This is a genomic window from Streptomyces sp. NPDC030838 (assembly GCF_055572035.1).
The window spans coordinates 380,005-402,739 of record NZ_JBVIED010000004.1 but is presented as its reverse complement, the minus strand read 5'-3'; the positions used below and the strand labels follow the sequence as shown (position 1 = coordinate 402,739).

At 72.5% G+C, this 22,735-nt stretch carries 27 protein-coding genes; 13 read left to right on the top strand and 14 right to left on the bottom strand.

Translation table 11 applies throughout. From position 1 onward, the window contains the following. The first annotated feature begins 71 nt into the window (after window positions 1-71). Window positions 72-542 (top strand): cation:proton antiporter regulatory subunit, encoded by a 471-nt coding sequence (locus tag ACZ42A_RS15090; RefSeq protein ID WP_468527612.1) that lies wholly within the window; start codon window positions 72-74, stop codon window positions 540-542. Between the two features lie 602 nt (window positions 543-1,144). Here ACZ42A_RS15090 and ACZ42A_RS15085 read toward each other — a convergent pair. Beyond that, a complete protein-coding gene (locus ACZ42A_RS15085; RefSeq protein WP_468527611.1) occupies window positions 1,145-2,362 on the bottom strand; it encodes a cation:proton antiporter in 1,218 nt (405 codons plus the stop codon). Between the two features lie 510 nt (window positions 2,363-2,872). After that, the gene (locus ACZ42A_RS15080; protein ID WP_468527610.1) at window positions 2,873-3,175 is read right to left on the bottom strand and encodes a DUF3040 domain-containing protein; all 303 of its coding nucleotides are present in this window, start codon (window positions 3,173-3,175) and stop codon (window positions 2,873-2,875) included. A gap of 240 nt (window positions 3,176-3,415) precedes the next feature. Between ACZ42A_RS15080 and ACZ42A_RS15075 the strand changes: the two genes are divergently transcribed. From ACZ42A_RS15075 to ACZ42A_RS15065, 3 genes are all read left to right on the top strand, one after another. Further along, a complete protein-coding gene (locus ACZ42A_RS15075) occupies window positions 3,416-3,742 on the top strand; it encodes a hypothetical protein (RefSeq protein ID WP_468527698.1) in 327 nt (108 codons plus the stop codon). A gap of 43 nt (window positions 3,743-3,785) precedes the next feature. Then, the gene (locus ACZ42A_RS15070; protein ID WP_468527609.1) at window positions 3,786-3,998 is read left to right on the top strand and encodes a hypothetical protein; all 213 of its coding nucleotides are present in this window, start codon (window positions 3,786-3,788) and stop codon (window positions 3,996-3,998) included. A 61-nt stretch (window positions 3,999-4,059) separates the two neighbouring features. After that, window positions 4,060-5,184, top strand: a complete 1,125-nt coding sequence (locus ACZ42A_RS15065) for a trypsin-like serine peptidase (RefSeq protein WP_468527608.1) — start codon at window positions 4,060-4,062, stop codon at window positions 5,182-5,184. A gap of 70 nt (window positions 5,185-5,254) precedes the next feature. Here the strand turns inward: ACZ42A_RS15065 and ACZ42A_RS15060 are convergent, their stop codons facing one another. From ACZ42A_RS15060 to ACZ42A_RS15045, 4 genes are all read right to left on the bottom strand, one after another. Further along, window positions 5,255-5,521 (bottom strand): hypothetical protein, encoded by a 267-nt coding sequence (locus ACZ42A_RS15060; protein ID WP_468527607.1) that lies wholly within the window; start codon window positions 5,519-5,521, stop codon window positions 5,255-5,257. A 125-nt stretch (window positions 5,522-5,646) separates the two neighbouring features. Next, window positions 5,647-6,333 (bottom strand): lytic polysaccharide monooxygenase auxiliary activity family 9 protein, encoded by a 687-nt coding sequence (locus ACZ42A_RS15055; protein ID WP_468527606.1) that lies wholly within the window; start codon window positions 6,331-6,333, stop codon window positions 5,647-5,649. A gap of 134 nt (window positions 6,334-6,467) precedes the next feature. Next, the gene (locus ACZ42A_RS15050) at window positions 6,468-6,917 is read right to left on the bottom strand and encodes an ABA4-like family protein (protein ID WP_468527605.1); all 450 of its coding nucleotides are present in this window, start codon (window positions 6,915-6,917) and stop codon (window positions 6,468-6,470) included. After that, on the bottom strand, window positions 6,914-7,843 hold the full coding sequence (locus ACZ42A_RS15045; protein ID WP_468527697.1) for a hypothetical protein: 930 nt from the start codon (window positions 7,841-7,843) through the stop codon (window positions 6,914-6,916). Before ACZ42A_RS15045 ends, ACZ42A_RS15050 begins: the two co-directional genes overlap by 4 nt. A 175-nt stretch (window positions 7,844-8,018) precedes the next feature. On the opposite strand from ACZ42A_RS15045, the gene ACZ42A_RS15040 reads away from it, so the two are divergent. From ACZ42A_RS15040 to ACZ42A_RS15015, 6 genes are all read left to right on the top strand, one after another. Further along, window positions 8,019-8,672 carry a MerR family transcriptional regulator gene (locus ACZ42A_RS15040; protein WP_468527604.1) on the top strand — a complete coding sequence of 218 codons (654 nt, stop codon included), beginning with the start codon at window positions 8,019-8,021 and terminating at the stop codon, window positions 8,670-8,672. A 158-nt stretch (window positions 8,673-8,830) separates the two neighbouring features. Further along, on the top strand, window positions 8,831-9,337 hold the full coding sequence (locus tag ACZ42A_RS15035) for a SigE family RNA polymerase sigma factor (RefSeq protein ID WP_468527603.1): 507 nt from the start codon (window positions 8,831-8,833) through the stop codon (window positions 9,335-9,337). A 10-nt stretch (window positions 9,338-9,347) separates the two neighbouring features. Continuing rightward, window positions 9,348-9,920, top strand: coding sequence for a hypothetical protein (locus ACZ42A_RS15030; protein WP_468527602.1), 573 nt, complete (start codon window positions 9,348-9,350; stop codon window positions 9,918-9,920). A 77-nt stretch (window positions 9,921-9,997) separates the two neighbouring features. Then, complete coding sequence (locus ACZ42A_RS15025) at window positions 9,998-11,242, top strand: glycosyltransferase (RefSeq protein ID WP_468527601.1); 1,245 nt, start codon at window positions 9,998-10,000, stop codon at window positions 11,240-11,242. 11 nt (window positions 11,243-11,253) lie between these two features. Continuing rightward, window positions 11,254-12,480 (top strand): hypothetical protein, encoded by a 1,227-nt coding sequence (locus tag ACZ42A_RS15020; protein WP_468527696.1) that lies wholly within the window; start codon window positions 11,254-11,256, stop codon window positions 12,478-12,480. 266 nt (window positions 12,481-12,746) lie between these two features. Then, complete coding sequence (locus ACZ42A_RS15015; RefSeq protein WP_468527600.1) at window positions 12,747-13,700, top strand: terpene synthase family protein; 954 nt, start codon at window positions 12,747-12,749, stop codon at window positions 13,698-13,700. Between the two features lie 17 nt (window positions 13,701-13,717). Here ACZ42A_RS15015 and ACZ42A_RS15010 read toward each other — a convergent pair whose 3' ends face one another. Beyond that, window positions 13,718-14,326, bottom strand: coding sequence for a CAP domain-containing protein (locus ACZ42A_RS15010; protein WP_468527599.1), 609 nt, complete (start codon window positions 14,324-14,326; stop codon window positions 13,718-13,720). A 207-nt stretch (window positions 14,327-14,533) separates the two neighbouring features. On the opposite strand from ACZ42A_RS15010, the gene ACZ42A_RS15005 reads away from it, so the two are divergent. Beyond that, a complete protein-coding gene (locus ACZ42A_RS15005; protein ID WP_468527598.1) occupies window positions 14,534-14,779 on the top strand; it encodes a hypothetical protein in 246 nt (81 codons plus the stop codon). Between the two features lie 60 nt (window positions 14,780-14,839). Here the strand turns inward: ACZ42A_RS15005 and ACZ42A_RS15000 are convergent, their stop codons facing one another. From ACZ42A_RS15000 to ACZ42A_RS14985, 4 genes are all read right to left on the bottom strand, one after another. Then, window positions 14,840-15,601 (bottom strand): ABC transporter permease, encoded by a 762-nt coding sequence (locus tag ACZ42A_RS15000; protein ID WP_468527597.1) that lies wholly within the window; start codon window positions 15,599-15,601, stop codon window positions 14,840-14,842. Continuing rightward, complete coding sequence (locus tag ACZ42A_RS14995; RefSeq protein ID WP_468527596.1) at window positions 15,598-16,482, bottom strand: ABC transporter ATP-binding protein; 885 nt, start codon at window positions 16,480-16,482, stop codon at window positions 15,598-15,600. The genes ACZ42A_RS15000 and ACZ42A_RS14995 overlap by 4 nt, the downstream gene beginning before the upstream one ends. Before the next feature lie 125 nt (window positions 16,483-16,607). Beyond that, window positions 16,608-17,648: a polyprenyl synthetase family protein gene (locus tag ACZ42A_RS14990; protein WP_468527595.1), complete on the bottom strand. Its 1,041-nt coding sequence runs from the start codon at window positions 17,646-17,648 to the stop codon at window positions 16,608-16,610. A gap of 152 nt (window positions 17,649-17,800) precedes the next feature. Continuing rightward, complete coding sequence (locus ACZ42A_RS14985; protein WP_468527594.1) at window positions 17,801-18,790, bottom strand: helix-turn-helix domain-containing protein; 990 nt, start codon at window positions 18,788-18,790, stop codon at window positions 17,801-17,803. Between the two features lie 72 nt (window positions 18,791-18,862). On the opposite strand from ACZ42A_RS14985, the gene ACZ42A_RS14980 reads away from it, so the two are divergent. Next, window positions 18,863-20,170: an APC family permease gene (locus ACZ42A_RS14980; RefSeq protein WP_468527593.1), complete on the top strand. Its 1,308-nt coding sequence runs from the start codon at window positions 18,863-18,865 to the stop codon at window positions 20,168-20,170. 36 nt (window positions 20,171-20,206) lie between these two features. After that, window positions 20,207-20,677: a hypothetical protein gene (locus ACZ42A_RS14975; protein ID WP_468527592.1), complete on the top strand. Its 471-nt coding sequence runs from the start codon at window positions 20,207-20,209 to the stop codon at window positions 20,675-20,677. Here the strand turns inward: ACZ42A_RS14975 and ACZ42A_RS14970 are convergent. The 3 genes from ACZ42A_RS14970 to ACZ42A_RS14960 all read right to left on the bottom strand — a co-directional run bounded on the left by ACZ42A_RS14970 (window position 20,669) and on the right by ACZ42A_RS14960 (window position 22,422). Further along, the gene (locus ACZ42A_RS14970) at window positions 20,669-20,998 is read right to left on the bottom strand and encodes a hypothetical protein (RefSeq protein WP_468527591.1); all 330 of its coding nucleotides are present in this window, start codon (window positions 20,996-20,998) and stop codon (window positions 20,669-20,671) included. The genes ACZ42A_RS14975 and ACZ42A_RS14970 overlap by 9 nt on opposite strands. Before the next feature lie 51 nt (window positions 20,999-21,049). Further along, window positions 21,050-21,727 carry a response regulator transcription factor gene (locus tag ACZ42A_RS14965; protein ID WP_468527590.1) on the bottom strand — a complete coding sequence of 226 codons (678 nt, stop codon included), beginning with the start codon at window positions 21,725-21,727 and terminating at the stop codon, window positions 21,050-21,052. Window positions 21,728-21,897: 170 nt separating this feature from the next. Beyond that, on the bottom strand, window positions 21,898-22,422 hold the full coding sequence (locus ACZ42A_RS14960; RefSeq protein ID WP_468527589.1) for a DUF4396 domain-containing protein: 525 nt from the start codon (window positions 22,420-22,422) through the stop codon (window positions 21,898-21,900). Window positions 22,423-22,735: the final 313 nt, after the last annotated feature.

Here is a 22,735-nt window from a genome sequence, read left to right as displayed (position 1 = left end):
GCATTGAGGGTGTTCCGGAGGAACGCCCGAACCGGCCAGTCGACAGGGGGACAACCGTGGGTGCCGCACATGTGAGCAGTACGCCCTTGCCGGGCATCGGGGTTCGCTACGACCTGACCACGCGGGAGCGGCGCCGGCTGTCGGTCGTGGCCCACCGGGACGGGTCGCGGACGCTGAACGCTTACCAGGAGGACGACCCGGACGCCTGCGCGCTGTCGGTACGGCTCACCTCCGGCGAGGCGGAGGCGCTCGTCGACGCCCTCATGCCGGCGCACCACAGCCCGAACCTGCTGTCGACGACGGAACTGGGGCTGGTCGCGGAGCGGATCGAGCTGTCGGCCACCTCGCACTGGAACGGACGGCTGCTCGGCGACACGCGGATGCGGACCGAGACCGGCGTGTCCATCGTGGCGGTACTGCGCCGGGCGGACGCCATCCCCTCCCCCGGCCCGGGCTTCCGGCTGGCCGGCGGCGACACGCTGATCGTGATCGGCACACGGGAGGGCGTCGAGGCGGCCGCGGAGGTACTGGGCCGGGAGTGAGCCCTACGCGGCCCCCGCGCCGAGCACTCCGGGCGCCGCCGCCCCGGCGGCACCCGGGCCCGTTCCCGCTGACCACGCGCCTGCTCCGCGAACCGAGTCGTCCGCGGCCGCGCCCCCCGGCATGCGGGTGCGCGGTCCCACCGTGTTCAGCCACGCCCATGCGCGGAACCGCCGTGCTCAGCCACGCGCGCGCGGTCCCGGCGTCTCGGCCGTACGCGTGCGCGATACCGCTGTGCTCAGCCACGCCGAGGCCCGGAACCGCCGTGATCAGCCACGCGCGCGCGGCCCCGACGGTTCGGCCGTACGCGTGCGCGGTCCCGCCGTGATCAGCCACGCCCATGCGCGGAACCGCCGTACTCAGCCACGCGCATGCGCGGCCCCGGCGGCTCGGCCGTACGCGTGCGCGGTCCCGCCGTGATCAGCCACGCCCAGACGCGGAACCGCCGCGATCAGCCAGGCCCATCCGCGAAACCGCCATGTTCAGCCACGCGCATGCGCGGCCCCGGCGGCTCGGCCGTACGCGTGCGCGGTCCCGCCGTGATCAGCCATGCCCAGGCGTGGCCCACCGTGATCAGCCACGCCCATGCGCGGAACCGCCGTACTCAGCCACGCGCGTGCGCGGTCTCGGCGGGCTCGGCCGGAGCCGCCTTGGCCAGGGACTCGGGCGGAGTGCGGCGGGTGAGGCGGAGGGCCAGGGGCTCGGTCCAGCGGGCGGCGAGGGGGCCGAGGACGACCAGGATGAGAACGTAGGCGGTGGCCAGCGGGCCGATGCGGGGTTCGGCGCCGACGGCGAGTCCGGCGATGACGATGGAGAACTCGCCCCGCGCCACCAGCGTTCCGCCCGCCCGCCAGCGGCCCTTGGCCGAGATCCCGGCACGGCGGGCGGCCCAGTAGCCGGTGGCGATCTTCGTGGCGGTGGTGACGGCGGCCAGCGCGAGCGCGGGCACCAGGACGGGCGGGATGGCCGCGGGGTCGGTGTGCAGGCCGAAGAAGACGAAGAACACCGCGGCGAACAGGTCCCGCAGCGGGGTGAGCAGGTTCCCCGCCCCCTCGGCGACCTCGCCGGACAGCGCGATGCCGACCAGGAACGCGCCCACGGCCGCCGAGACCTGGAGCTGCTGGGCGATGCCCGCGACGAGCAGCGTGAGGCCGAAGACGACCAGCAGCAACATCTCGGCGCTGTCGGAGGAGACCGCCCGGCTGACCAGACGCCCGTGCCGCAGCGCCACGTACAGCACGGCGCCGACGGTACCCAGTGCGACAAGGAGGGTCGCGGCGCCGCCCGCCAGACTCACCCCGGCCAGCACGGCGGTGAGGATCGGCAGGTAGACGGCCATGGCCAGGTCTTCCAGGACCAGGACGCCGAGCACGATCGGCGTCTCCCGGTTCCCGAGCCGGCGCAGATCGCCGAGGACCTTCGCGATGACGCCGGACGAGGAGATCCAGGTGACTCCGGCCAGCGCGACGGCGGCCACCGGACCCCAGCCCAGCAGCAGGGCCATGGCGGCACCGGGGACGGCGTTGAGGACGAAGTCGACCGCTCCGGAGGGGTATTGGGTCTTGAGCGTGGTGACGAGTTCGGAGGCGCTGTACTCCAGTCCGAGCAGGAGCAGCAGCAGGATCACGCCGATCTCGGCGCCGGTGGCGACGAACTCCTCACTGGCGCGCAGCGGCAGGATGCCGCCGTGCCCGAAGGCCAGTCCGGCGAGCAGGTACAGGGGTATGGGCGAGAAGCCCACCCGTCCGGCGAGGCGTCCCAGCAACCCGAGACCGAGGATGATCGCCCCGAGTTCGATGAGCATGGCGGTGGTGTCGTGCACGGGCGTCTGACCTCCGTGATCGGTGCGGCGGCGGCGTCTGTGCCATGGGCGGGTGCCGACGGCCCGGACAGGGCTCCGGACCGGGCCTGGGTGCGGTGTCGTGCCGTGTGCCGGCAGGGCTCGGCTCGGCTCGGTGGGAAGCGGGGCGGGCGGGCCGGGCCGCGGGGTGACGTGTGGCCGGCCGTGGCGGTGACCGCTCGGCGACGTCGGGCGGTACGCCCCTCAGCGCGCGGAGAGGCCGCTCAAGTCGGTGGCGCCATCGGTATCGGGAACGCCGTCGCGGGCGGCGTTCTCGACGCGCACGGGGACGTCGACGCGCATGCGGACGACGCGGTCCATGCCAGGCCCCCTCACGTCGGTCGCGAAATCGGCGACCCCACCCCAACGACCGAGCGAGCCCTCGCTCAACGGAGCGTAAGGGCTCGGTAAAGGATCCTAGCGCACCTCAAATGCCGATAATCATACGGTAATTGTCGTATCGGCATGAGTCAGGCACGCGGGGAGACGTGATCAGCGCCCGCGCCGTACGCGATGCGGGTCCAGCAACTGCACGACGATGCCGGTGCCGACCAGACCGGCGGCGATGAGCAGGCCCTCGGCCAGGACCATGCCGGTGACCAGTACGGCCAGGGCGGCCGCGAGCATCCACCAGGTGCCGGTGCGCCGGTACTCGCGGGGCCGGGTGGGGCGGCCCGCGCCCAGCGCACGGGCGAAGCGGGGATCCTCACGCAGGAGTCGGACTTCCAGAGCGACCAGTCGCTCGTCGTCGGACGGGGGAATGGCTCCTCCTTCCCCGAACACAGCCGGCCTCACCCACATGTTTCCTGGCGGCGAAGACCCACAAACCACCGGCGTGGAACGGCCCCCGATGCACCGTCATTTGGGGAAGTGAAGGGAAGTGCCTGAATAGGCAGCCATATTCGGGTCATCACGGATGCGGTGTAACACGGCAGCACTCACCGAACGCAGAAACAGAAAGAAGCACGTCAATACGACACCGCACCGATCGGATTCGATGTGAGCAACCACGACCGGTTCTCCGGACACCACCAGATCCACGACCAGCCGCCCGCCCCCGGCCCGGACCGCACCGCGCGCGACCAGGTCGCCGCACGTCGGACGGCCCTGACCATCTGCACGATCGCCGATGTCGCGGCAGGTTTTCTGGGTCTGTGGATCGTGCTGTTCCTGCTCGACGCGAACCAGGCGAACGTATTCGTCGATTTCGTGCGGGGAACCGCGGACTGGCTCGCCTGGTGGTCGCAGGATATTTTCACCATGGACACAGAAGGACTACGCGTCGTCCTCAATCACGGTCTTCCGGCCCTCATTTATTTGCTGATCGGTCACGGAATCGCCGCACGGCTCAACCGAGCCTGACGGGACACCGGTCACCGCCCGTTCGACAGCGGAAGGATCGACTGTGACGACCCACAGTCCCAGCCACGACGTCCAACTGCCGATCTACGAGGACCTGGTGCGCGAACGCGGCGACGCCGTCGCGGACGCCCAGCAGGCGGCGGAACGCACCCACCATCAGGCGGCGGAACTCCTGGGCGGTCAGAACGCCGGTCACGGTGGTGAACGCTCCTCTGCCCGCTCACCACAGGGTGTTCACAGCGCGCGCATGTCATGACCATGTCGGAGTGGTTGCATACCTGCCTCGAGATCATCGGTCTTTCCGAAACGAGGCACCCGTGCGTCTTCGCCACACCGTCGTCCCTCTCGTCGCCGCCACGGCAGCGCTCTCCCTCACCCCCCTCACGGCCCAGGCCGCGCCCCGGGCCGAGCAGGACGTTCCGGCGGCGGGCATCACCGTGGCCGCCGAGAAGAAGACCGACCGGGAGGTCCGCGCCTACTGGACCAAGGACCGTCTGCGGGCCGCCGCGGCCAACCCGGCGGACATGCCGGCCCTGAAGAAGCGCCCCGTGGCCTCCGCCGACGCCGCGGCCGAGGGCACCGCACCGGCGGCGGACGAGCACTCCGCACCCGCCGTGGCTCCGGCCGCCGCCCCGGCCTCGGCCCCCTCGGTCAAGCCGGTGAACAGCACGTACGCCGCCACCGCCGCGACCGCCGAGATATCCGTCTCGCAGGAGGTCCCGTACAGCACGGCACCGCAGTACTCCCTCGTGGGCCGCCTCTTCTACAAGCAGCCCGACGGCTCGGACCACTCCTGTTCGGCCGCGGTCATCGTCTCCGCCAACCGGAACACGCTGTGGACCGCCGGGCACTGTGTCCACATGGGCGACGGCTCCGGCGCGGCGGGCTGGAACAACATGCTGGAGTTCATCCCCGGCTACCGCGACGGCAGCGGCCCCCTCGGGTCCTGGACCATCAAGTCCAAGGTCGTCAACAACGAGTGGATGAGCTCCAGCGACTTCGAGGACGCCGACTACGCCGCCGTGGTCCTCGACGACCACCCCGTCTGGGGCAAGCTCCAGGACAACGTGGGCGCGTTCGGCTACACCTTCACCGAGAACCTCACCGACCACTCCGACGTCTACGCCGCGGGCTACCCCGGCCAGGGCTACAACCGCACCGACCTCGACGCCCAGCGGATGATGTACTGCTACGGCAACACGGTGGACGCCTTCTCCTGGAACCCGCTCGACGACCGCATGTCGATGGACTGCGACATGGGGAAGGGTGCCTCCGGCGGCCCGATGATCGAGGGCAAGAACTCCAGCGACCCGCGGATCATCGGCGCGATCAGCCACCACATGACCGACGACGCGGGCAACCGCGACTCGGACGACCTGTTCTCCTCCGAGCACGACTCGAAGGCCGCGAACACGATCAGCACGGCGAGCGCCATCAGCTGAACCGCCGGCACAAGATGCACTGAGGGGCCCGCGCTCGGCGCGGGCCCCTCCGCCGTTCCCGGCCCCGGGATCACCCCGGCTGAGCGTGCTTCCCCAGCTCCGCGCCCCACGCGTCGAGGATCTCCTGCGTGGTCATCGAGTCGACGTCGGCGGGCAGTTCCTTGCCGGACTTCGCCAGGTCCGCCTCCCACATCTCGATGTAGTCCGCACGGCTCCTCGCCGGTTCCGTGTGCACGGAGACGGACGGGTCCTCGGCGAAGGCGGCGTACGCGGAGGCACCGGCTCCCGCGCCCACGACGGCCAGCAGCAGGCCTGCTATCAGGGTCTTCTTCCTCACAACAGGCACGCTAACGACCCACGCGCCGCCGAACGGCTTTCCTCCGCCTTCCCGCACACAACCCTCCGCACATTCCCACCGGACGCGACGCGTGGGGACGCCCCGCGCCCGGTGGGACGGGCGGCTCAGCGGAAGTTCACGTCACTGCACAGGAAGTACGTCTGGTCCATGTGGGACGCCTGCCAGATCGTGTAGACGACGTGCCTGCCGCTCAGGCCCGACGTGCTCACGTCGATCGAGTAGTTCTGGCTGGGGGCGTACCGCCCGGTGCGGGCGACGAGTTGCAGGTCGCTCCAGCGCAGCGGCTGGGTGGTGGGGTCGAAGCCCTGGCGGGTGACGTAGACCAGGAAGTAGTCCGCGCCGTGGCTGGCCTGGTCGTACAGCCGGACGGTGAAGTTGGCCGACACATCCGTCGTCTTCCACGGTCCCACCGCGTCCAGGGAGTTGTAGCGGCCGCCCTCGGTCCGCCCGCCGCTGCACAGCTGGCCGTCGGGGACGACCGCCTGGAAGTTGCCCGCGGAGCCGTTGCGGTACAGGCCGTTCCAGTTCCACATGGCGTTGGGGTTGTCCTGCCACGCCTGCCAGCACATGGGGTCTTCCTGCGCCATGTCCGGATTCTGGAAGTCGCTGCCCCAGCGCAGCCAGCAGCCGTAGTTGCGGGACGCCGGGTCGACGACCGAGCCGTGGGCGGCGGCGGTGCCGCCTCCCGGGATCAGGCTGATCAGCAGCGCGGCGAGGACGCTCAGGAGGAGGGCTGGGCGGAGGCGTAGACGGTTGATGTCGCGATCATGACAAACTTTGCCGGGTAACACAGTCTCCCTCTTTCCAATGTGGGGGTACGGGGAGTGCGAGAGCTGCGGGAGCGCTCCCACATTGAACAAGTTGAGCCTCCTGGGGAAGGGGCGCAACCGCTGGATTGCGCCACCTTCCGAGCCCCGCCCGCGCACTACGCCCGCTGCGCCGGCTTCCTGAACGGGGTCTTACGGCGAGCGCGAGCCCGTACCCCCAGGAACAGCAGCAGTCCGAACGGCGACAGCAGGATCGTGAAGACCAGCAGCGGGCCCATCAGCAGGGGAGAGATCCGCAGCCGCCTGCTCTCCCGGTACATCCACTGGCCGATCAGCAGATCCCAGGCGATGACCTGCGCCCAGACGGCTCCCGCGCCGTCCGCGAGGGCCGTCAGGTCGCGGAAGGTGTCGAGGTCGGGGCTGCGGACCGCGGTCCACAGCTCGGGAAACACCGGGAGCGCGAGCGCGACGTAGACGAGCAGGACGGGTACGACGGTCAACGGTGAACCGGCGATGCGGGCGGTCGGGCCCCAGGCCGGCGCGAAGATCATGAGCAGCCAGACGGGTGCGGCCAGCCAGAAGGAGAGTTCGAAGAGGAATCCGGTCATGAGACGAGGCCCTTCGGGGTGGCGGCTTCTTCGGCGTCGGCCGGTGTCGTCGGCCGGGGGGCGGGACGCGTTCGGGCTGCCCGCAGGGAGCCGTACGTCCCGAGAAGGACGGCGAGCAGGATCAGGCCGGCCGCCCCGAGCGTCGCTCCGTCTGGGTGGATCAGCGACTGGCCGCGCAACGCCTGCCAGAGGACCAGCGCGAAGACGGCGGCGTACGCCCCCGAGGCGAGCAGCACCAGGCGCAGCCGGAGCCGGTCGTCGGCGAGCCGGGTGAAGCGCGGGGCCAGCGCGGTCAGCAGCATGACCACCAGCGGCAGGAGTTGCAGCGCGTGCATGCCGACGAAGTGCGGGATGCGCAGGTCGCCGCCGGTCGTGGACCAGCCGGTCAGCGGCATCGAGGGACCGCCGTCCGGTACACCCACGCTGTGCGCGCCGACCACATCGGAGGCGCCGCGCCGCTGCCCCGGCGCCGGCTGGGTCATCAGGAAGCCGACGGCGGCCCCGGCCAGCGCCAGGACGATGCCGGAGCGCATCGCCCAGGCGGCGGCCCGGTCGGCGATCCGGGCGCGGAGCAGCAGCACGGCGATGACGAGCGTGCCGAGCCACAGGATGACGACCGTGACAGCCATCGCGTTGAACAGCGCCTCGTCGAACGGTGTTTCGTGGTTGAAGTGGCTGCGCTTCCCGCGTACGACCTGCCCGGTGATGATCACCATCTCGACGAGGCTCGCCAGCGCGACGACGGTCCCCGCCCACCAGCCCACGCGGCGACCCTTGGGCAGGAGCGACAGCATCCAGGCGAGGGAGAGGCAGTACGCCACGAACGAGACCGCGAACTTGAACGGCTTGAACCAGATCGGCGCCCCCACCAGGACCCGGTCGTCGACCACGAGTCCCACCGCGGACACGACGGCCATCACCGCCATCAACGCCGAGAACAGCACGAGCGGCCGGTGCCACATGCGTAAGGAAACCACAACTCCCCCAAGAATAGATACTGGCACTTCCCACTATCCGGTAGCTCCACTATCTATCATGGGCGGCAGGCCGACAAGGCCGACTCGGCGAATGGTCGGGGCGAGGACGAGGAGCGAATCGGCAGTGCGCATCGGAGAGTTGAGCCGCAAGACCGGGGTGCCGGTGCCGACGATCAAGTACTACGTCCGTGAAGGCCTGCTGCCTTCCGGTGAGCTGACGAGCCGTAACCAGGCGACCTACGGCGAGGCACACGAGCGCCGGCTCCACCTCATCCGCGCCCTGCTCGACGTGGGTGGCATGAAGGTGGCCGAGGTCGCGGACGTCCTCGCGGCCCTCGACGACCCGGGGCGCCCGCTGCACAAGGTGCTCGGCGCCGCCGCGGACCGGATCGGCGGCGCGCACCCCGAACGCGACGACACCGAGGCGGCGGCCGCCCGGGCCGCCGTCGCCGACCTCATCTCCCGGCGCGGCTGGCGCACCCACGAGTCGAACCCCGCCGCCGCCGACCTCTCGAAGGCCCTCGCCGCCATGGCCCGGTTGGGCCACGGAGCCTTCGTCGACGTCCTCGACACCTACGCCGACGCCGCCGAACAGGTGGCCCGCGCCGACCTCGGATACGTGGACCGGCGCGTGGGCGTCGAGGACATGGTCGAGGCCGTGGTCATCGGCACCGTCCTCGGCGAGGCGGTCTTCAGCTCCCTGCGCCGCCTGGCCCACGTCGACGCCTCGGCACGGCTGTACGGCACGGAGGGCGCACAGGAGCAGGAGCCGAGCTGAGTCGCAGCGGATCGACTTCGGCATCAAGGCCGACGAAACGGCGTCCACGGCCGCGAACTGGCAGGTGACCGGGATCACAGGCCCCGAGTGCATAGCAACGCGAGCGCCACCGTCTTACCCCCTGACGTAGGCAACTGGCAGGAGCGGGGACAGTGCGCATGGAGCAGGCTCGGGCCGGTGAGTTCGACGAGTTCGTGGCGGCCCGCTGGTCGGCGTTGCTCCATCTCGCCCGGCTGCTCACCGGTGGCGATCGGCATCGGGCCGAGGACCTGGTGCAGGAGTCCCTGGTCAAGCTCTGGTTCGTCTGGCCGAAGGTCGGCGACGAGGCGCCGGAGGCGTATGTCCGCACGGTGATGGTGCGGGCCGCGGCGCGTTCGGCCAGACGGCGGTGGTGGGGCGAGCGCCCGGTCGAGCAGCTGCCCGAGACGGCGGCGGCGGGTGACGTGTCCGCATCCGTGGCGGAGCGCTCGCGCCTGGAGGCCGCGCTGGGGCACCTGTCGGCGAAGCAGCGGGCCGCGGTGGTGCTGCGCTACTACCAGGACCTTCCCGAGCGCCAGGTGGCGGAAGCGCTGGGGTGCCCGCTGGGCACGGCTCGGTCCCATACCGCGCGCGGAGTGGCCCGGCTGCGGCAGCTGTTGGCCGATGTCGTCGAGCCGGTGGGGTGAAGGAGAAGCCATGGACCACTTCGAACGGCAGCTGGCGCGGATGATGCACGGCGCCGAGGAGCACACCCCCTTCGAGCCGTGGCACCGGGACCGTCTGCGCGAGGGCGTACGGGCCCGCCGCCGGGCGCGGGCGGCGCGGAAGGCCGTCGGCTCCGTGCTCGCGGTCGCCGGACTGGGCCTCGGCCTGTTCCTGCTTCCCGACGCTCCGACCAGGAACGAGCCCAGCGCCCCGCACCCGCAGCCCATGTCGAGCCCGGGCCCGACATCCTCCGCGCCGGAGGCGACGCCGTCCCCCGACCCGACCCCGAGCAGCCCGCCCGCGTCCTCCCCCGCCACGACCGCGCCCCCCACGACGGCCACGACCTCGGCCACGCCCGGCACCACGCCCACCGCGTCGGATCCGGGCCCCACCGACAAACCGTCGGTCAAGGTCACCGAGACCCCGCCCGCGGGCGGCGACCCGACCCGGACGTCCCCGGTGTCGGAGCCCCCGCCGGACTCCGCCACGGAGTCGGCGGTCGCCGGGGACGAGCCGTCGTCCGAGGCATCCGGTGCCTCGTCGTCGGAGGACCCGGCCGGCTGACCCCCTCCCCCGGCGCCCGACACGCGCCCGACACGCCCTCGCCCTGCCCTTTCGTAGGGAACAGACAAGGACCAACCATGCGAAAACACTGCTCCGCCCCCGTCCAGGTCCCCGTCGGGCTCCCGCGCCGCGCACCCGTTCCGGCCCACCACCCGGAGCCCGTCCTGGACGTGGTGGTCCCCGTGCTGAACGAGGAGGCGGAGCTGGAGCCGAGCGTCCGGCGGCTCCACGCGCACCTGCGGGCGACCTTCCCGTACCCGTTCCGGATCACTGTCGCCGACAACGCCAGCACCGACCGGACCCCGCGAATAGCCGCCCGGCTGGCCGCCGACCTGCCCGAGGTGGAGTGGCTGCGGCTGGCGGAGAAGGGGCGGGGCCGGGCGCTGCGCGCCGCCTGGTCGCGGTCGTCGGCCCCCGTACTGGCGTACATGGACGTGGACCTGTCCACCGAACTCGCGGCCCTGCTCCCCCTCGTGGCCCCGCTGCTCTCCGGGCACTCCGACATCGCCATCGGCACCCGCCTGGCCCCGGGCGCGCGCGTGGTGCGCGGCCCCCGGCGGGAGATCGTCTCGCGCTGCTACAACGCCCTGCTGCGCTCCACGCTCGCCGTCGGTTTCTCCGACGCGCAGTGCGGTTTCAAGGCGGTACGGCGCGAGGTCGCCGAGCAACTGCTGCCGCTGGTGCAGGACTCGGCCTGGTTCTTCGACACCGAGCTGCTGGTGATCGCCGAGCGGGCCGGGCTGCGGATCCACGAGGTGCCGGTGGACTGGGTGGACGATCCCGACAGCCGGGTGGATCTCGTCGCCACCGCGCTGGCCGACCTGCGCGGTATCGCCCGGCTCGGCCGCTCGCTGACCCGCGGCACCCTCCCGCCGGTGGAGCTGCGCCGGCCCCCGGCCGGTCTCACCGCCCAGCTGTGGCGCTTCGCCGCCGTGGGAGCCGTCAGCACCCTGGGCCATCTGCTGCTGTACGCGGCGCTGCGCCCGGCCATCGGCGCGCAGACCGCCAACGCGCTGGCGCTGCTGGTCTGCGCGGTCGCCAACACGGCGGCGAACCGACGGCTCACCTTCGGGCTGCGCGGCCGGGGCGGGGCGCTGCGCCACCAGGCCAAGGGGCTGGTGGTCTTCCTGCTGGGCCTCGCGCTCACCGCGGGCTCGCTCGCCGCCCTGCACCACGCGGCGCCCGGGGCCGCGCCCGGCACCGAACTCGCCGTCCTGGTCGCCGCCAACCTGACCGCGACGCTGCTGCGGTTCCTGCTGCTGCGGACCTGGGTCTTCGGCGCCCGGGCGTCCCGTCGTACGGCGGGAGGGACCGGCTCGTGAACACGGCCACCATGACCGACCTCCCGGCCCCCGCTGCCACGGCCCCGCCCCGGCGCCCGCTGCGCCGCGCGCTCGACCGGTACGGCCCCGTCCTGGCCGTGTACGGCGGCCTGAAGCTCGTGGGTTTCGCCGTCTTCCTCTCCCTCCTGCACGTCGCGGGCGACTACCGCGGCAAGCATCCGCGCTTCGGCGGCGGCGCCCGCCCCTGGGACGTCCTGGCCACCTGGGACGGCTGGTGGTACCAGCAGATCGCGGCACACGGCTACGACCCCGCACTCGTCCCGGTCCCGGGGGCCACCGGTCTGATCACCCTGGAGGGGAACTCGGCGGCGTTCTTCCCGCTCTATCCGGCGGCGATGCGGCTGGTCTCCGAGCTGACCGGGCTCGGACTGTTCGGGTCCGGGCTGCTGGTGTCGGTCGTCGCGTCCTTCGTCGCGGCGTTCGGCATCCACGCGGTCATCACCCAACTGGCCGGATACCGGGCCGGATTGGCCGCCGCCGGGCTCTGGGCGGTGTGGCCCGGATCCGGCGTGGAGTGGGCGGTCTACTCCGACTCCCTCTTCGTCGCCCTCGCCGCCTGGGCCTGCCACACCGTCATGAACCGCCGCTGGCTCACCGCCGGTCTGCTGACCTGCGCCGCCGGGCTCAACCGGCCCACCGCCGGCGCCCTGATCGCCGCCCTCGCCGTGGCCGCGCTGCTCGCGCTGCGCCGGAGGGAGGACGGGGTGCTGCGCCCCCTGGCCGCGCTGGCGATCTCCCCGCTCGGTCTGATCGGCTATCTCGCCTGGGTGGGCCACGAAATGGGCGACTACGGCGGCTACTTCGCGCTCCAGGACGGCGCCTGGGCCCACAGCTTCGACTACGGCGCGCACACCCTGGACGTGCTGACCTCCGTCCCGGTGGGCCACTTCGACTACCTCTTCGCGTATCCCTTCGCGGACCTCATCGGCGTCGGCGTCGTCCTGCTCGCCCTCGCCCTTCTCCCGCTGCTGATCCGCAGACGCCCGCCCGCCGTCCTGGTCGTCTACACGCTCCTCACGCTCGCCCTCGTCCTCGGCAGCCAGCAGATCTTCGCCAACGTCTCCCGCTATCTGCTCCCCGCGTTCCCCCTGTTCCTCCCCCTCGCCGCCGCCCTGCGCCGGCTCAGCCTGCCCCTGCAGCTCACCCTCCTCGGCCTCGCCGCACTGGCCTCCGGCTCATACGCGGGGTACGCCCTGTTCGAACTCGGCGTTCCGTAACGGACCGGCGTCAACCCCGAGAGGCGGGATGACTCTTTTGCGTGACCGCGTCGGGCGAGAGGCATGGCTCGTCGAGATCGGTCCGCGAATTTGTCCATGATCGAGACCCTGCCGACCACTCCCTTTTCCGGAAGGTTGTTCATGGCATGGGTCACCTCGTAGGCGAAGTGGAATTGCCGCCGCTCTTCTGTCCGCTGGAATCCGCCGTCCATCCGCGTATCCGGCAGATCGAGCAGCGGGCCGTGCGGTGGATTCAGGAAAGTGATATGTGCGCCACCGAGCGGGAAAAGGCCTGGGTCATCGCCACGCACAGCGGGGACTTCTTCGCCCGGTTCGCCCCGGACGCCGAGGACGACGACCGGCTGCTGGCGGCGGCGCTGTGGGTGTACTGGGGGTTCGCCTTCGACGACGCGCGCTGTGACACGGGGCCGCTGAGCGGTCGGCCCGCGCAGTTCAACGCGCTGGCCGGGCAGGTGCAGCGGGCCTGTGAGGCGGTGTCGGCGGTGGGGGCGGATCCGTACATCGGGGCCCTGCAGGACATCGTGCGGCGGTTCCGGTCGTTCGCGCCGCCCACCCAGGTGCGCCGGTTCGCGGTCGCGCACCGGGCCTGGCTGTCCGGGGTCGCCTGGCAGGTCGGGAACCAGGCGGCCGGCCGGATGCCGGGGCTGGACGACTTCCTGGCGATGCGGCTGCTCTCCTCCGGCGGCGAGCCCACCTTCGCGCTGCTGGAGCTGGCGACCGGGGCGGAGGTGCCGGACCGGGAGATGCACCGCCCGGCGGTGCGGGCGCTGACGGAGATGGCGATCATGGTCGCCGCCCTCGACAACGACCGGCACTCCCTGGTGAAGGAACTCTCCCGGGATCACACCGACCAGAACCTGTACACGGTGCTCATGGCGGAGCGGTCGCTGCCCCTCCAGGAGGCCGTGATCGCGGCGAACGGACTGCGGGACCGGGTGCTGCAGCGGTTCCTGCGGCTGTACGACCGGGTGCGGCCCACCGCCAGTGCCGATCTGCGGACGTATCTGCAAGGGCTGCGGTACGGCATCCGCGGCAACAACGAGTGGGGGCTGCGCGTGCCCCGGTATCTGAGCCTGGGGCACTGGCCGGACGACATGGAGTACGGGGCGCTGACGTACGCCTCCGAACCGTCCGACACCCGGACGGGCCCGATCGAGGGCGCGCCCGCCATCGCCTGGTGGTGGGACGACGGGCTGTAGACGGCGCTGGGGCCTGTCTAGCGGTTCGTCGCCAGGTCCAGCGTCCACCACCGGCCGCCGCCGCCCGCCGCCGAGCCCACGCCGGCGTGGCGGTAGCGGCAGGTGAGGAGGATCGCGCGGTGCGGCGGGCTGTCCAGCCAGGCGTCCACGGCCGCCTCCGGGGTGGCGGTGCCGGCGATGATGGCCTCGGCGGTGTGGCGGGGGCGGTAACCGGCGGCCCGCATCCGCTCGGCGGGGGTGCTGGCGCCCGCCCCGGTGTGGCTGAGGCGCCGGTGGCGGGCCATGTGCGCGCTGTGGGCCTGGGCGGCCCGGTTGAGCGCCGGGTGCGGGCGGACGGATCCGCATCCCGCGTCCGCGCGGTACCGGTTGAGGACGGCGACCAGGCGCCGCACGGTGTCGGCGGGGCGCGAGCCGCCGGACTGCGCGCCCCAGGGCTGGGGGCCGGGCGCGGGCGGTGGCTGCCAGTGGCCGGGGGCCGGGGCCGGCCACGCGGGCGCCTGGTACGGAGGCGGCGGGGGCGGTACGGGGTAGGGGCCGGCCCACGCCGGGAACGGGAGGGCGAGTACGGCGGAGGCGAGCAGGACGGGGGCGAGCAGGGCACGGCCGGGCAGCCGCGGTCCGGTCATGCGATTTCTCCTTTTTCCGGCGTCCCTTTATTTCGCATGCGACCCATACAGTAGCGCGCCCTTATTCATGCGTTTTTACGTTCGTGTACCCCACCGCTTCGTTCGGGGGAACCCGGCATTTCCCGTTTTCTCGTGGGCGGACGGAATGGATAGGCTGACTCCGGTGCACTTTCCCGGAATTCCGCGCACTTTCCCAGGAGGTTTTTCATGTCTTCGCTGCTTCGCCGTACCGCCGTGGTGTCGCTCGCCGCGCTGGCGCTGACGACGGGTGTGGGTGCGACGGGCGCGGTCGCCGCCACCCCGCAGGAGGCGACGACCGTGGTCGGTCCGGGTCCGGAGGACTTCGGCGGTAACGGCAACGGTCGCGGCCACGACCGTCCGCTGCACTTCGGCCCGTTCGAGTTCCCCCGGCACGGCACCATCTCCGGCGGCTTCTCGTGGGGCGCCCGCTAGCCGGACCGCGCTTGGGTGAGGGCCGCCCCGGGGCGGCCCTCACCCATGTCCGGCGCCCGCTCAGCGTTTGAGGGTGGCCGCGCTCGCGACGAGCACGAGGATCACGCACCCGAGGATCAGCAGCGCGTCCCGGACGAACAGCCCGGTGACCCCGGTGTGCGCGGCCGCCTCACCGGCCGCCTGGACGGCGTACGTCATCGGCATGGCCTTGGCGATCCCGGACAGGGCGCCGTGCATGTCCTCCCGCGGCACGAACAGCCCGCACACCAGGAACTGGGGCAGCACACCGGCCGGCAGGAACTGCACGGCCTGGAACTCGTTGCGGGCGAAGGCGCTCACCAGCAGCCCGAGGGCGAGGCCGAGCAGGGCGCCGAGCATGGCGATGACCATCAGCAGATAGGCGGGGCCCTTGATGTCCAGCCCGAGGGGCCCCACGGCCAGCAGGGTGGACAGCACGGCCTGGAGCAGGGCGAGGAAGGCGAAGGCGAGGCTGTAGCCGAGGACGATGTCGAGGCGGCGGACGGGCATCGTCAGCAGCCGCTCGGCGGTGCCGGTGGTGCGTTCCCTCAGGGTGGAGACCGAGGCCACCAGGTACATGACGATGACCGGGAAGATCCCGAAGACCTGGGGCCCGACCCGCTCGAAGGTCGGCTCCGAGGCGTGGAACATCAGCTTCAGCAGCACCATCAGCATGCAGGGGATGCCCAGCAGCAGCGCGGTGCTGCCCCGGTCGCGGGAGATCTGCTGAAGGACGCGGACCGCGGTCGCGCCGGTGATGACCGGCGAGAACGGCAGCCGCTCGGCCAGGGCGGCGCCGCTCACGGGGCGACGTCCGTGGTGAAGAAGGACCGCTCCACGGCGGGCGCGGTGGGCTGGTCGAGCAGGCCGGGCAGCACGGGCACCAGCGCCTGTCCCGCGGCCCGCTGCCGGGCGAGGGTCTCGGCCCGGGCCGCGGCCTCCACCAGGTGCATGAACGCCTCTTCCACGTCGTCGCACCCGGTGTGCCCGAGCAGGGTGTCGCGGTCCGCGCTGGCCAGCAGCCGGCCCGACCGCATCAGCAGCAGCCGGTCGCAGCGGTCGGCCTCGTCCATGACGTGGCTGGAGACGAGCAGCGTGGTGCCCTCCTCGGCGAGGCGCTGGAACACCAGCCACAGCTCGCGGCGCACCATCGGGTCCAGGCCCACCGTGGGTTCGTCCATCACCAGCAGATGGGGCTTGTTGAGCAGCGCGACGGCCAGCGAGACCCGGGAGTACTGGCCGCCGGAGAGCCGGGTGACCAGCTTGTCGGCGTACGACGCGAGGTCGACCTCCTTGACCACGCGGACCACGGCGTCCTCCCGCCGCCAGCCGCGCATACCGAGGGCGGCGGCGAAGTAGCGCAGGTTCTCCAGCACGGTCAGGTCGCCGTACACCGACGGGGCCTGGGTGACGTAGCCGACGCGGGTCCGCAGCTGCGGTGCGCCCGCCGGGTGGCCCAGGACCTGGACGTGGCCCGCGGTGGGCCGCTGGACGCCGACCACGGAGCGCAGCAGCGTGGTCTTGCCGCAGCCGCTGGGACCGAGCACGCCGACGATGCAGCCGCGCGGCACGGTGAAGGTGAGGCTGCGCAGGACCTCGTTGCCGCCGCGGACCACCTGGAGTCCGTAAGCGGCCACGGCCGGCAGATCACCCGGAACCGCCGCGCTGGGTTCGGTCTGCTGCACGACTCCCCTGTGTCTTCTCGGCACCACGCATCGCGAGTCACGAATCACGCATCACGAAATATCGCCACTACGCAGACAAACGGCTCAACTCGGCCGAAGTCACGCCGCGCTCCCGGCCCCGCGGTTCAGGACTCCCGCCCGGTCATGGCCCAGGCGATGTCCCGCAGCTGCTGATAGGCCTCGGCGGTCGGCTGCGCACACGACAACGCCCGCAGTGCGGCGGCCACTTGACGGCGCGCCTCCTCCTCGGCCGCCTGCCGTCCGCCGGCCTCCTCCACCAGCCGGCAGGCGAGCGCGATGTCCGCCTCGCCGAAGGGCCGCGGGGAGCCGTACAGGGCGCGCAGCCGACGTGAGGCCGCTCCCCCGTCCGCCAGCGCGGCCACCACCGGCAGGGACTTCTTGCGTGCCGCGAGGTCCGCGCCGACCGGCTTGCCGCTGCGCGCGGTGCGGCCCCAGATGCCCAGCACGTCGTCCGCGCACTGGAACGCCACGCCCAGCCGCCGCCCGAACTCCCGCAGTCCCCGCACCTGTTCCGCGTCCGCGTCGGCGAGCACCCCGCCCAGCGCGCACGCGCAGCCCATCAGGGCGCCGGTCTTGCCCTCGGCCATCGCCAGGTACTGCGCCACCGACACCTCCGGCGCGCTCTCGAACGCCACGTCGCCGCTCTGCCCCTCGACGAGGTCGAGCAGGGCGGCGACCAGCTCCTTGACCGCGACCGCGCCCCGCACGGGCACGTCGGCCACCACCCGCATCGCCGTCACCAGCAGCGCGTCGCCGGTCAGCACGGCGGCGGGGGTGCCGAACGCCGACCAGACGGCCGGGCGGTGGCGGCGCAGCGCGTCGCCGTCGATGACGTCGTCGTGCAGCAGCGTGAAGTCGTGGACGAGTTCCACGGCGACCGCGCCCGGGACCGCGACGCCGGGAGTGCCGCCGACCGCCACCGCCGAGAGCATCGCCAGCATCGGCCGTACGGACTTCCCGCCGCCGTGCGCCGACGCGCTCGGGGTGCCGTCCGCCTCGCACCAGCCGCGGTGGTAGCCCGCCACCCGCTCCTCGGCCGCGGGAAGCGAGGCCACGGCCGCCCGGAGTGCGGGGGTCACCAGCGCCTCGACCCAGCCAGCCCGTCCGGACACCCCGGCCGGGGTCGGGTCGGTGATCTGCAACATGCACGGCTCCTCACGACTGCAAACGGACTTCGAGGCAGCGCCAGGCTGCGTCCCCGCGGCCCATCCAAACGCTTGCCGCGCAGGCCGAGGCGACAGCAGCACTCCTCCCGCCACGAAGATCACCAGTGCGGCGCAGCAGACATCTCTGTGCACTATTTGCTTGAGCGGAAGACCTGTCGGTACGACTGCGGCGAGACGGTGGTCAGGCGGGCGAAGTGGTGGCGGAGGTTGGCCGCCGTGCCGAAGCCGGTGCGGCGGGCGATGGACTCCACGGGGTCGTCGGTGGTCTCCAGGAGTTCCTGGGCCAGCCGGACCCGCTCCTGGAGGATCCACTGGAGCGGGGTGGTTCCGAGCGAGTCGCGGAACCGGCGGGCGAAGGTGCGTTCGCTCAGGTGGGCCTCGCGGGCCAGCGCGGTGACGGTCAGCGGCTCGTGCAGCCGCTCGCGGGCCCACTGCAGGACCGGGGCGAGGCTGGTGTCACGGCGGTCGCGGGGCTCGCGCGCGAGGGGTTTGGCGTACTGGCTCTGGCCGCCCTCCCGGTGCGGGGGGACGACCATGCGCCGGGCCACCTCGTTGGCGACGGCGGAGCCGTGGTCGTGGCGGACCAGGTGGAGACAGAGGTCGATGACGGCGCCGGTGCCGGCCGAGGTGAGGACGGGGCCGTCCTGGACGTAGAGGGCGGTCGGTTCGTAGGTGACCTCGGGGAAGCGGTGGGCGAAGTCGGCGGCGTTCATCCAGTGGGTGGTGGCCCGGCGGCCGTTCAGCAGGCCCGCGGCGGCGAGGACGTACGCCCCGCTGCACAGGGAGACGATCCGGCGCCCCCGGGCGTGGGCGGTGCGCAGCGCGTCGAGCAGCGGCCGCGGCGGGTCCGTCTGCACCCGGCGCTCGCAGGCGGCCACGACCACCGTGTCCGCCTCCGCCAGGTCGTCCAGGCCGTACGGGGTGTGCAGGGTCAGACCGGCGGTGGTGCGCAGGACGCCCGGTTCGGCGGCGCACAGCCGCAGCTCGTACCAGGGGTCGCTGATGTCGCTGCGGTCGAGGCCGAACACCTCGCAGGGCACCGCGAGTTCGAAGGTGGGGGCGCCGTCGGTCACCGCGACTGCCACGACGTGCCGGTCCGTGTCCGCGCCGGGAGTCCTCATGGCGGGAATTTAGCGCACCCGGTCGTTTCTGCCACTGGCCGGTGCCATGGTCCGCCCGCGAGGCTGACCAGCATGCCTGAGGAAAACCCCGCCGAGGGGCGGCTCACCGCCGCCCACGGCACCGCCCTGTACGTCGGTGCCGTGCTCGGCACCGGAGTCATCGCCCTGCCCGCGCTCGCCGCCGAGGTCGCCGGACCGGCCTCGCTGCTGGCCTGGCTCGGGCTCGCCGTGCTGTCCGCGCCGCTCGCCGCGGCCTTCGCCGCGCTGGGGGCGCGCCATCCGGACGCCGGGGGTGTGTCGACGTACGCCCGGCTCGCGTTCGGCGAGCGGGCCGCCGCGGTGGCCGGCTGGTGCTTCTACTTCGCGATCCCGCCGGGCGCGGTGGCCGCCGCGCTGTTCGGCGGCTCGTACGTCTCGTCCGCGCTCGGCGGCGGCGACACCACCACCGCGGTCACCGCGGCCGGGCTCATGGTGACGGTGACGCTGGTCAACGCGGTCGGGCTGCGGATGACCGGGCGCGCCCAGTTCCTGCTGTTCCTGCTGCTGCTCGGGCTGCTGACGACGGCGGTCCTGCTCTCCCTGCCGCACGCCCGCGCGGAGTTTCTGCGGCCGTTCGCCCCGCACGGCTGGACGGCGGTCGGGCCGGCGGCGGCGCTGCTGGTGTTCAGTTTCGCCGGGTGGGAGGCGGTCACCCATCTCGCGGGCGAGTTCCGCCGGCCCGCCCGCGATCTGCCGCGCGCGACCGGGGCGGCCGTGGTGATCGTGGGAGTGCTGTACCTGGCGGTGGCCTTCGCCGTGGTCGCGGTCCTCGGCCCGGCCGCCGCCGATTCGGACGCCCCGCTCGGCGATCTGATGGCGGTCGGCCTCGGCGGCGGCGCCCGGCCGCTCGCCGCGCTGGCCGCCGTACTGCTGACCCTCGGCACCATGAACGCCTACTACGCGGGCGCCGCCAAGCTCGGGGCCGCCCTGGGCCGCGACGGCGTCCTGCCCGCCTGGTTCGCGCAGGGCAGCACGGCGGGCGAGACCCCGCGCCGCAGCCTCGGCTTCGTCTCCTGTCTCGCCGGGCTCGCCCTGCTCGCCGTGACCGTGACGGGCACGGGCGCGCTGCCCGCCGTGATGCTCTCCTCGGGGTCCTTCGTCGTGGTCTACGCGATCGGCGTGGCCGCCGCGATCCGCCTCCTCCCCCGCGGCAGCGCCGGCCGGACCGCCGCCTGGGCGGCCCTGGCCGCCGTCCTGCTTCTGCTGGCCCTCTCCGGCGCCTATCTGCTCTGGCCGCTGCTGGTGACCTGCGCGGCGCTGCTCTCCGTACGGCGGAACCGCAGGCGGCGGGCGCTCCGGGTCCCCGAGACGGGGTGCCCGGAGACAGGAGCCGTACGCTGACCGCCTGATCACCGCCCCGGCCCAGGGAGCAGACGTATGCCGGACGCACCGACCGCCGGACCTCGCACGCGCCTGTCCCGGCTGTGGTGCTGCGTCCCCGCCGCGGGGCTCGGGGCGGTCTGGCTCGCGGTGTACGAGCGGTCGCCGGCGGCGGTGCCGTCGCCGCAGTTCTATGTGCTGTGCGACTACCCGGGCTCCTTGCGGGTGCTGTCCCTGGGCGCGTTGCTGTGCCTGGTCGCCGCGGTGGTGGCGGCCGTGCGCGGAGCGGTGCGCGCGCTCCGGCGCCGGGCGGCCCGCCCGCTGGTCCACCTGGCCGTCTGCCTGGGGCTCGTCGTCACGGCGGACGCCCTGGACTGGGCGGGCAGCGGCATCGCCCATCGCACGGCGGTCCGCGACGGCGCGGACCTCACCGGCTGCGAGGCCTCCTACCACGTCACCCCGGGCTGGTTCTTCCTCCTGCCGCCGGAGGACGGCCCGCAGTGGCCGTCCCCGCAGGGCTCAGGGTGAGGAGGTGTACCCCGCCGACCAGTCGAGGTGGAACGGCACGCCGCTCGCCCTGGGCTGCCAGCCCTCGCGCAGGGCGCTCTCGATGGCGCGGGCGACATGGGACGGCAACACCGGCTCGGTGGGGCGGCCGAACCAGTTACCGGTGTGGGGTCGGTCGGTGGTGACCACCAGGGTCGTCCCCGGGTGTTCCGCGTCCTCGACGGCGAAGACGCACGGCGACCAGCACAGCGCCTGGCTGTACGTCGGCCGGCGGCGCAGCCGCCAGCGGTAGGCCGTACCGCCGACGACGATGTGTCGTGCTCCCTTACGGACCAGTGTCATGGCTCCTCCTCGCCGTGCAGGAGACGAGCGGACCAGCAGCGGCCCCCGGCGTCAAGGCGCGGGCGGGGTCGGCTGGACCAGGCCCGACTGGTAGGCGATGACGACGAGTTGGGCACGGTCGCGGGCGCCGAGCTTGGTCATGGCGCGGTGGATGTGGGTGCGGACGGTGAGCGGGCTGAGGACGAGGTCCTCGGCGATCTCGGCGTTGGACTTGCCCTCCGCGGCCAGCGCGGTGCCGCCGGCCTCGACGGTGAGCCCGGAGTCCCGGGCGTCGTCCAGGGCGCGTTCCAGGTGGGTCCGGCCGGCGTCGGTGAGGTCGTTGACGCCCACCCGGTACGTGACGGTCGTATACGCCGTCGTACCGTCCCGGCTGACGGCCTTCGCCGTGAACGGATCGACGGCGCCGGCGACCTGGGAGCCGTCCCCCAACTCGGCCACGGCCCGCTGGACGGCCTCGCGGTTCTCCTCGGCGGTGACCTTCTCCCCACCGGGCGCGACGAAGACGACCCTGGCGGTCGCCCCGTCCGCGGTGGCGCCGGGGAAGCGCTCCTCCATCAGGTCGAACGCCTGCTGGGACTCGATCCCCGGCATGGCGAACTCCTCCTCGGAGGCGCCCGGGGACTTCATGGCGCCCAGCCCGACGGCGGCCAGGACCGCCGCCCAGATCAGGGCGACGTACCAGCGTCGCCGGAAGGCCAGACGGCCTGTTCGGTACAGGAAAGTTGCCACGACAGGAGGTCTCCGCATCTGGGTGCCGACTCTGCCCCCAGGCTCTCCGGCACCGGGCCACCGTGTCGTCGTGCGCCTGCCGACAATCCCCGCTACTGAGATCGCAGTACGCGAAGGCCCCCGGGTCCGTCGCGGGGAGGACGGTCCGGGGGCGAGTCGGTGGACATCGGTCAGTGATACGCGTGCACCACCGCGTGGCCCTTGCCGCGGCCGATCATCCACTTGTTGACCGGGGTGGTGAGGAGGAAGGCGACGACGAAGCCGCCCAGCAGGGCGTACCAGAACAGGCCCTCGGTCAGGTGGGCGTCCATCGCGCCCGGGGTGAGGGCGATGATCGCGTTGTCGACCAGCTCCATCACCGCGATCGAGACGGTGTCGGCGGCGAGCGCCACCTTCACCGCGCTCTTGAAGTCCAGTCCGGCCCGCAGGACCGCGAACAGGGTGAACGAGTAGCCGAAGAGGAACGCCAGCCCGATCGCCAGGGCCATGGTCGGCGCGTTGCCCCACATCAGCGCGGTGCCGATCACCATGCCCAGGATCTCGCCGATGGCACAGCCGGTGAGGCAGTGCAGGGTGGCCTTGACGGCCATGCTCCAGGAGGCCGGACCGTGCGCCTGCGCGTGCCCGGCGTGTCCGTGTTCCGCGTGGTGGGCGCCCTGGTGCTCGTGCGCGGCGTGATGAGCGGTGTGGTCCATGACGTTCTCCCCATTCCCGTCCGGCAGGGGCGTTACTGAGTTCCTTCTCGGCCCCACGACTCTCAACGTATACCCCCAGGGGGTACCTGGCAAGCGTTTGGCGACAGATACCCCCCACCCGTATATCGGACGCATTGGGCCTGGGCCCCTTGCGTCCATTCGATCTCTCTTCTCACCGCCCTGAGCTGCGGCGAAAGTAGTCCTCGCCACCGGGCGACACACCCGCCTCAACCCTCACAGCTGCACCTGCAGGGCAGCTGTCCGGGCCAGGGACGTGCCTTCGCCCGCTCGACTTCCCATGCCGCAGGAGAGA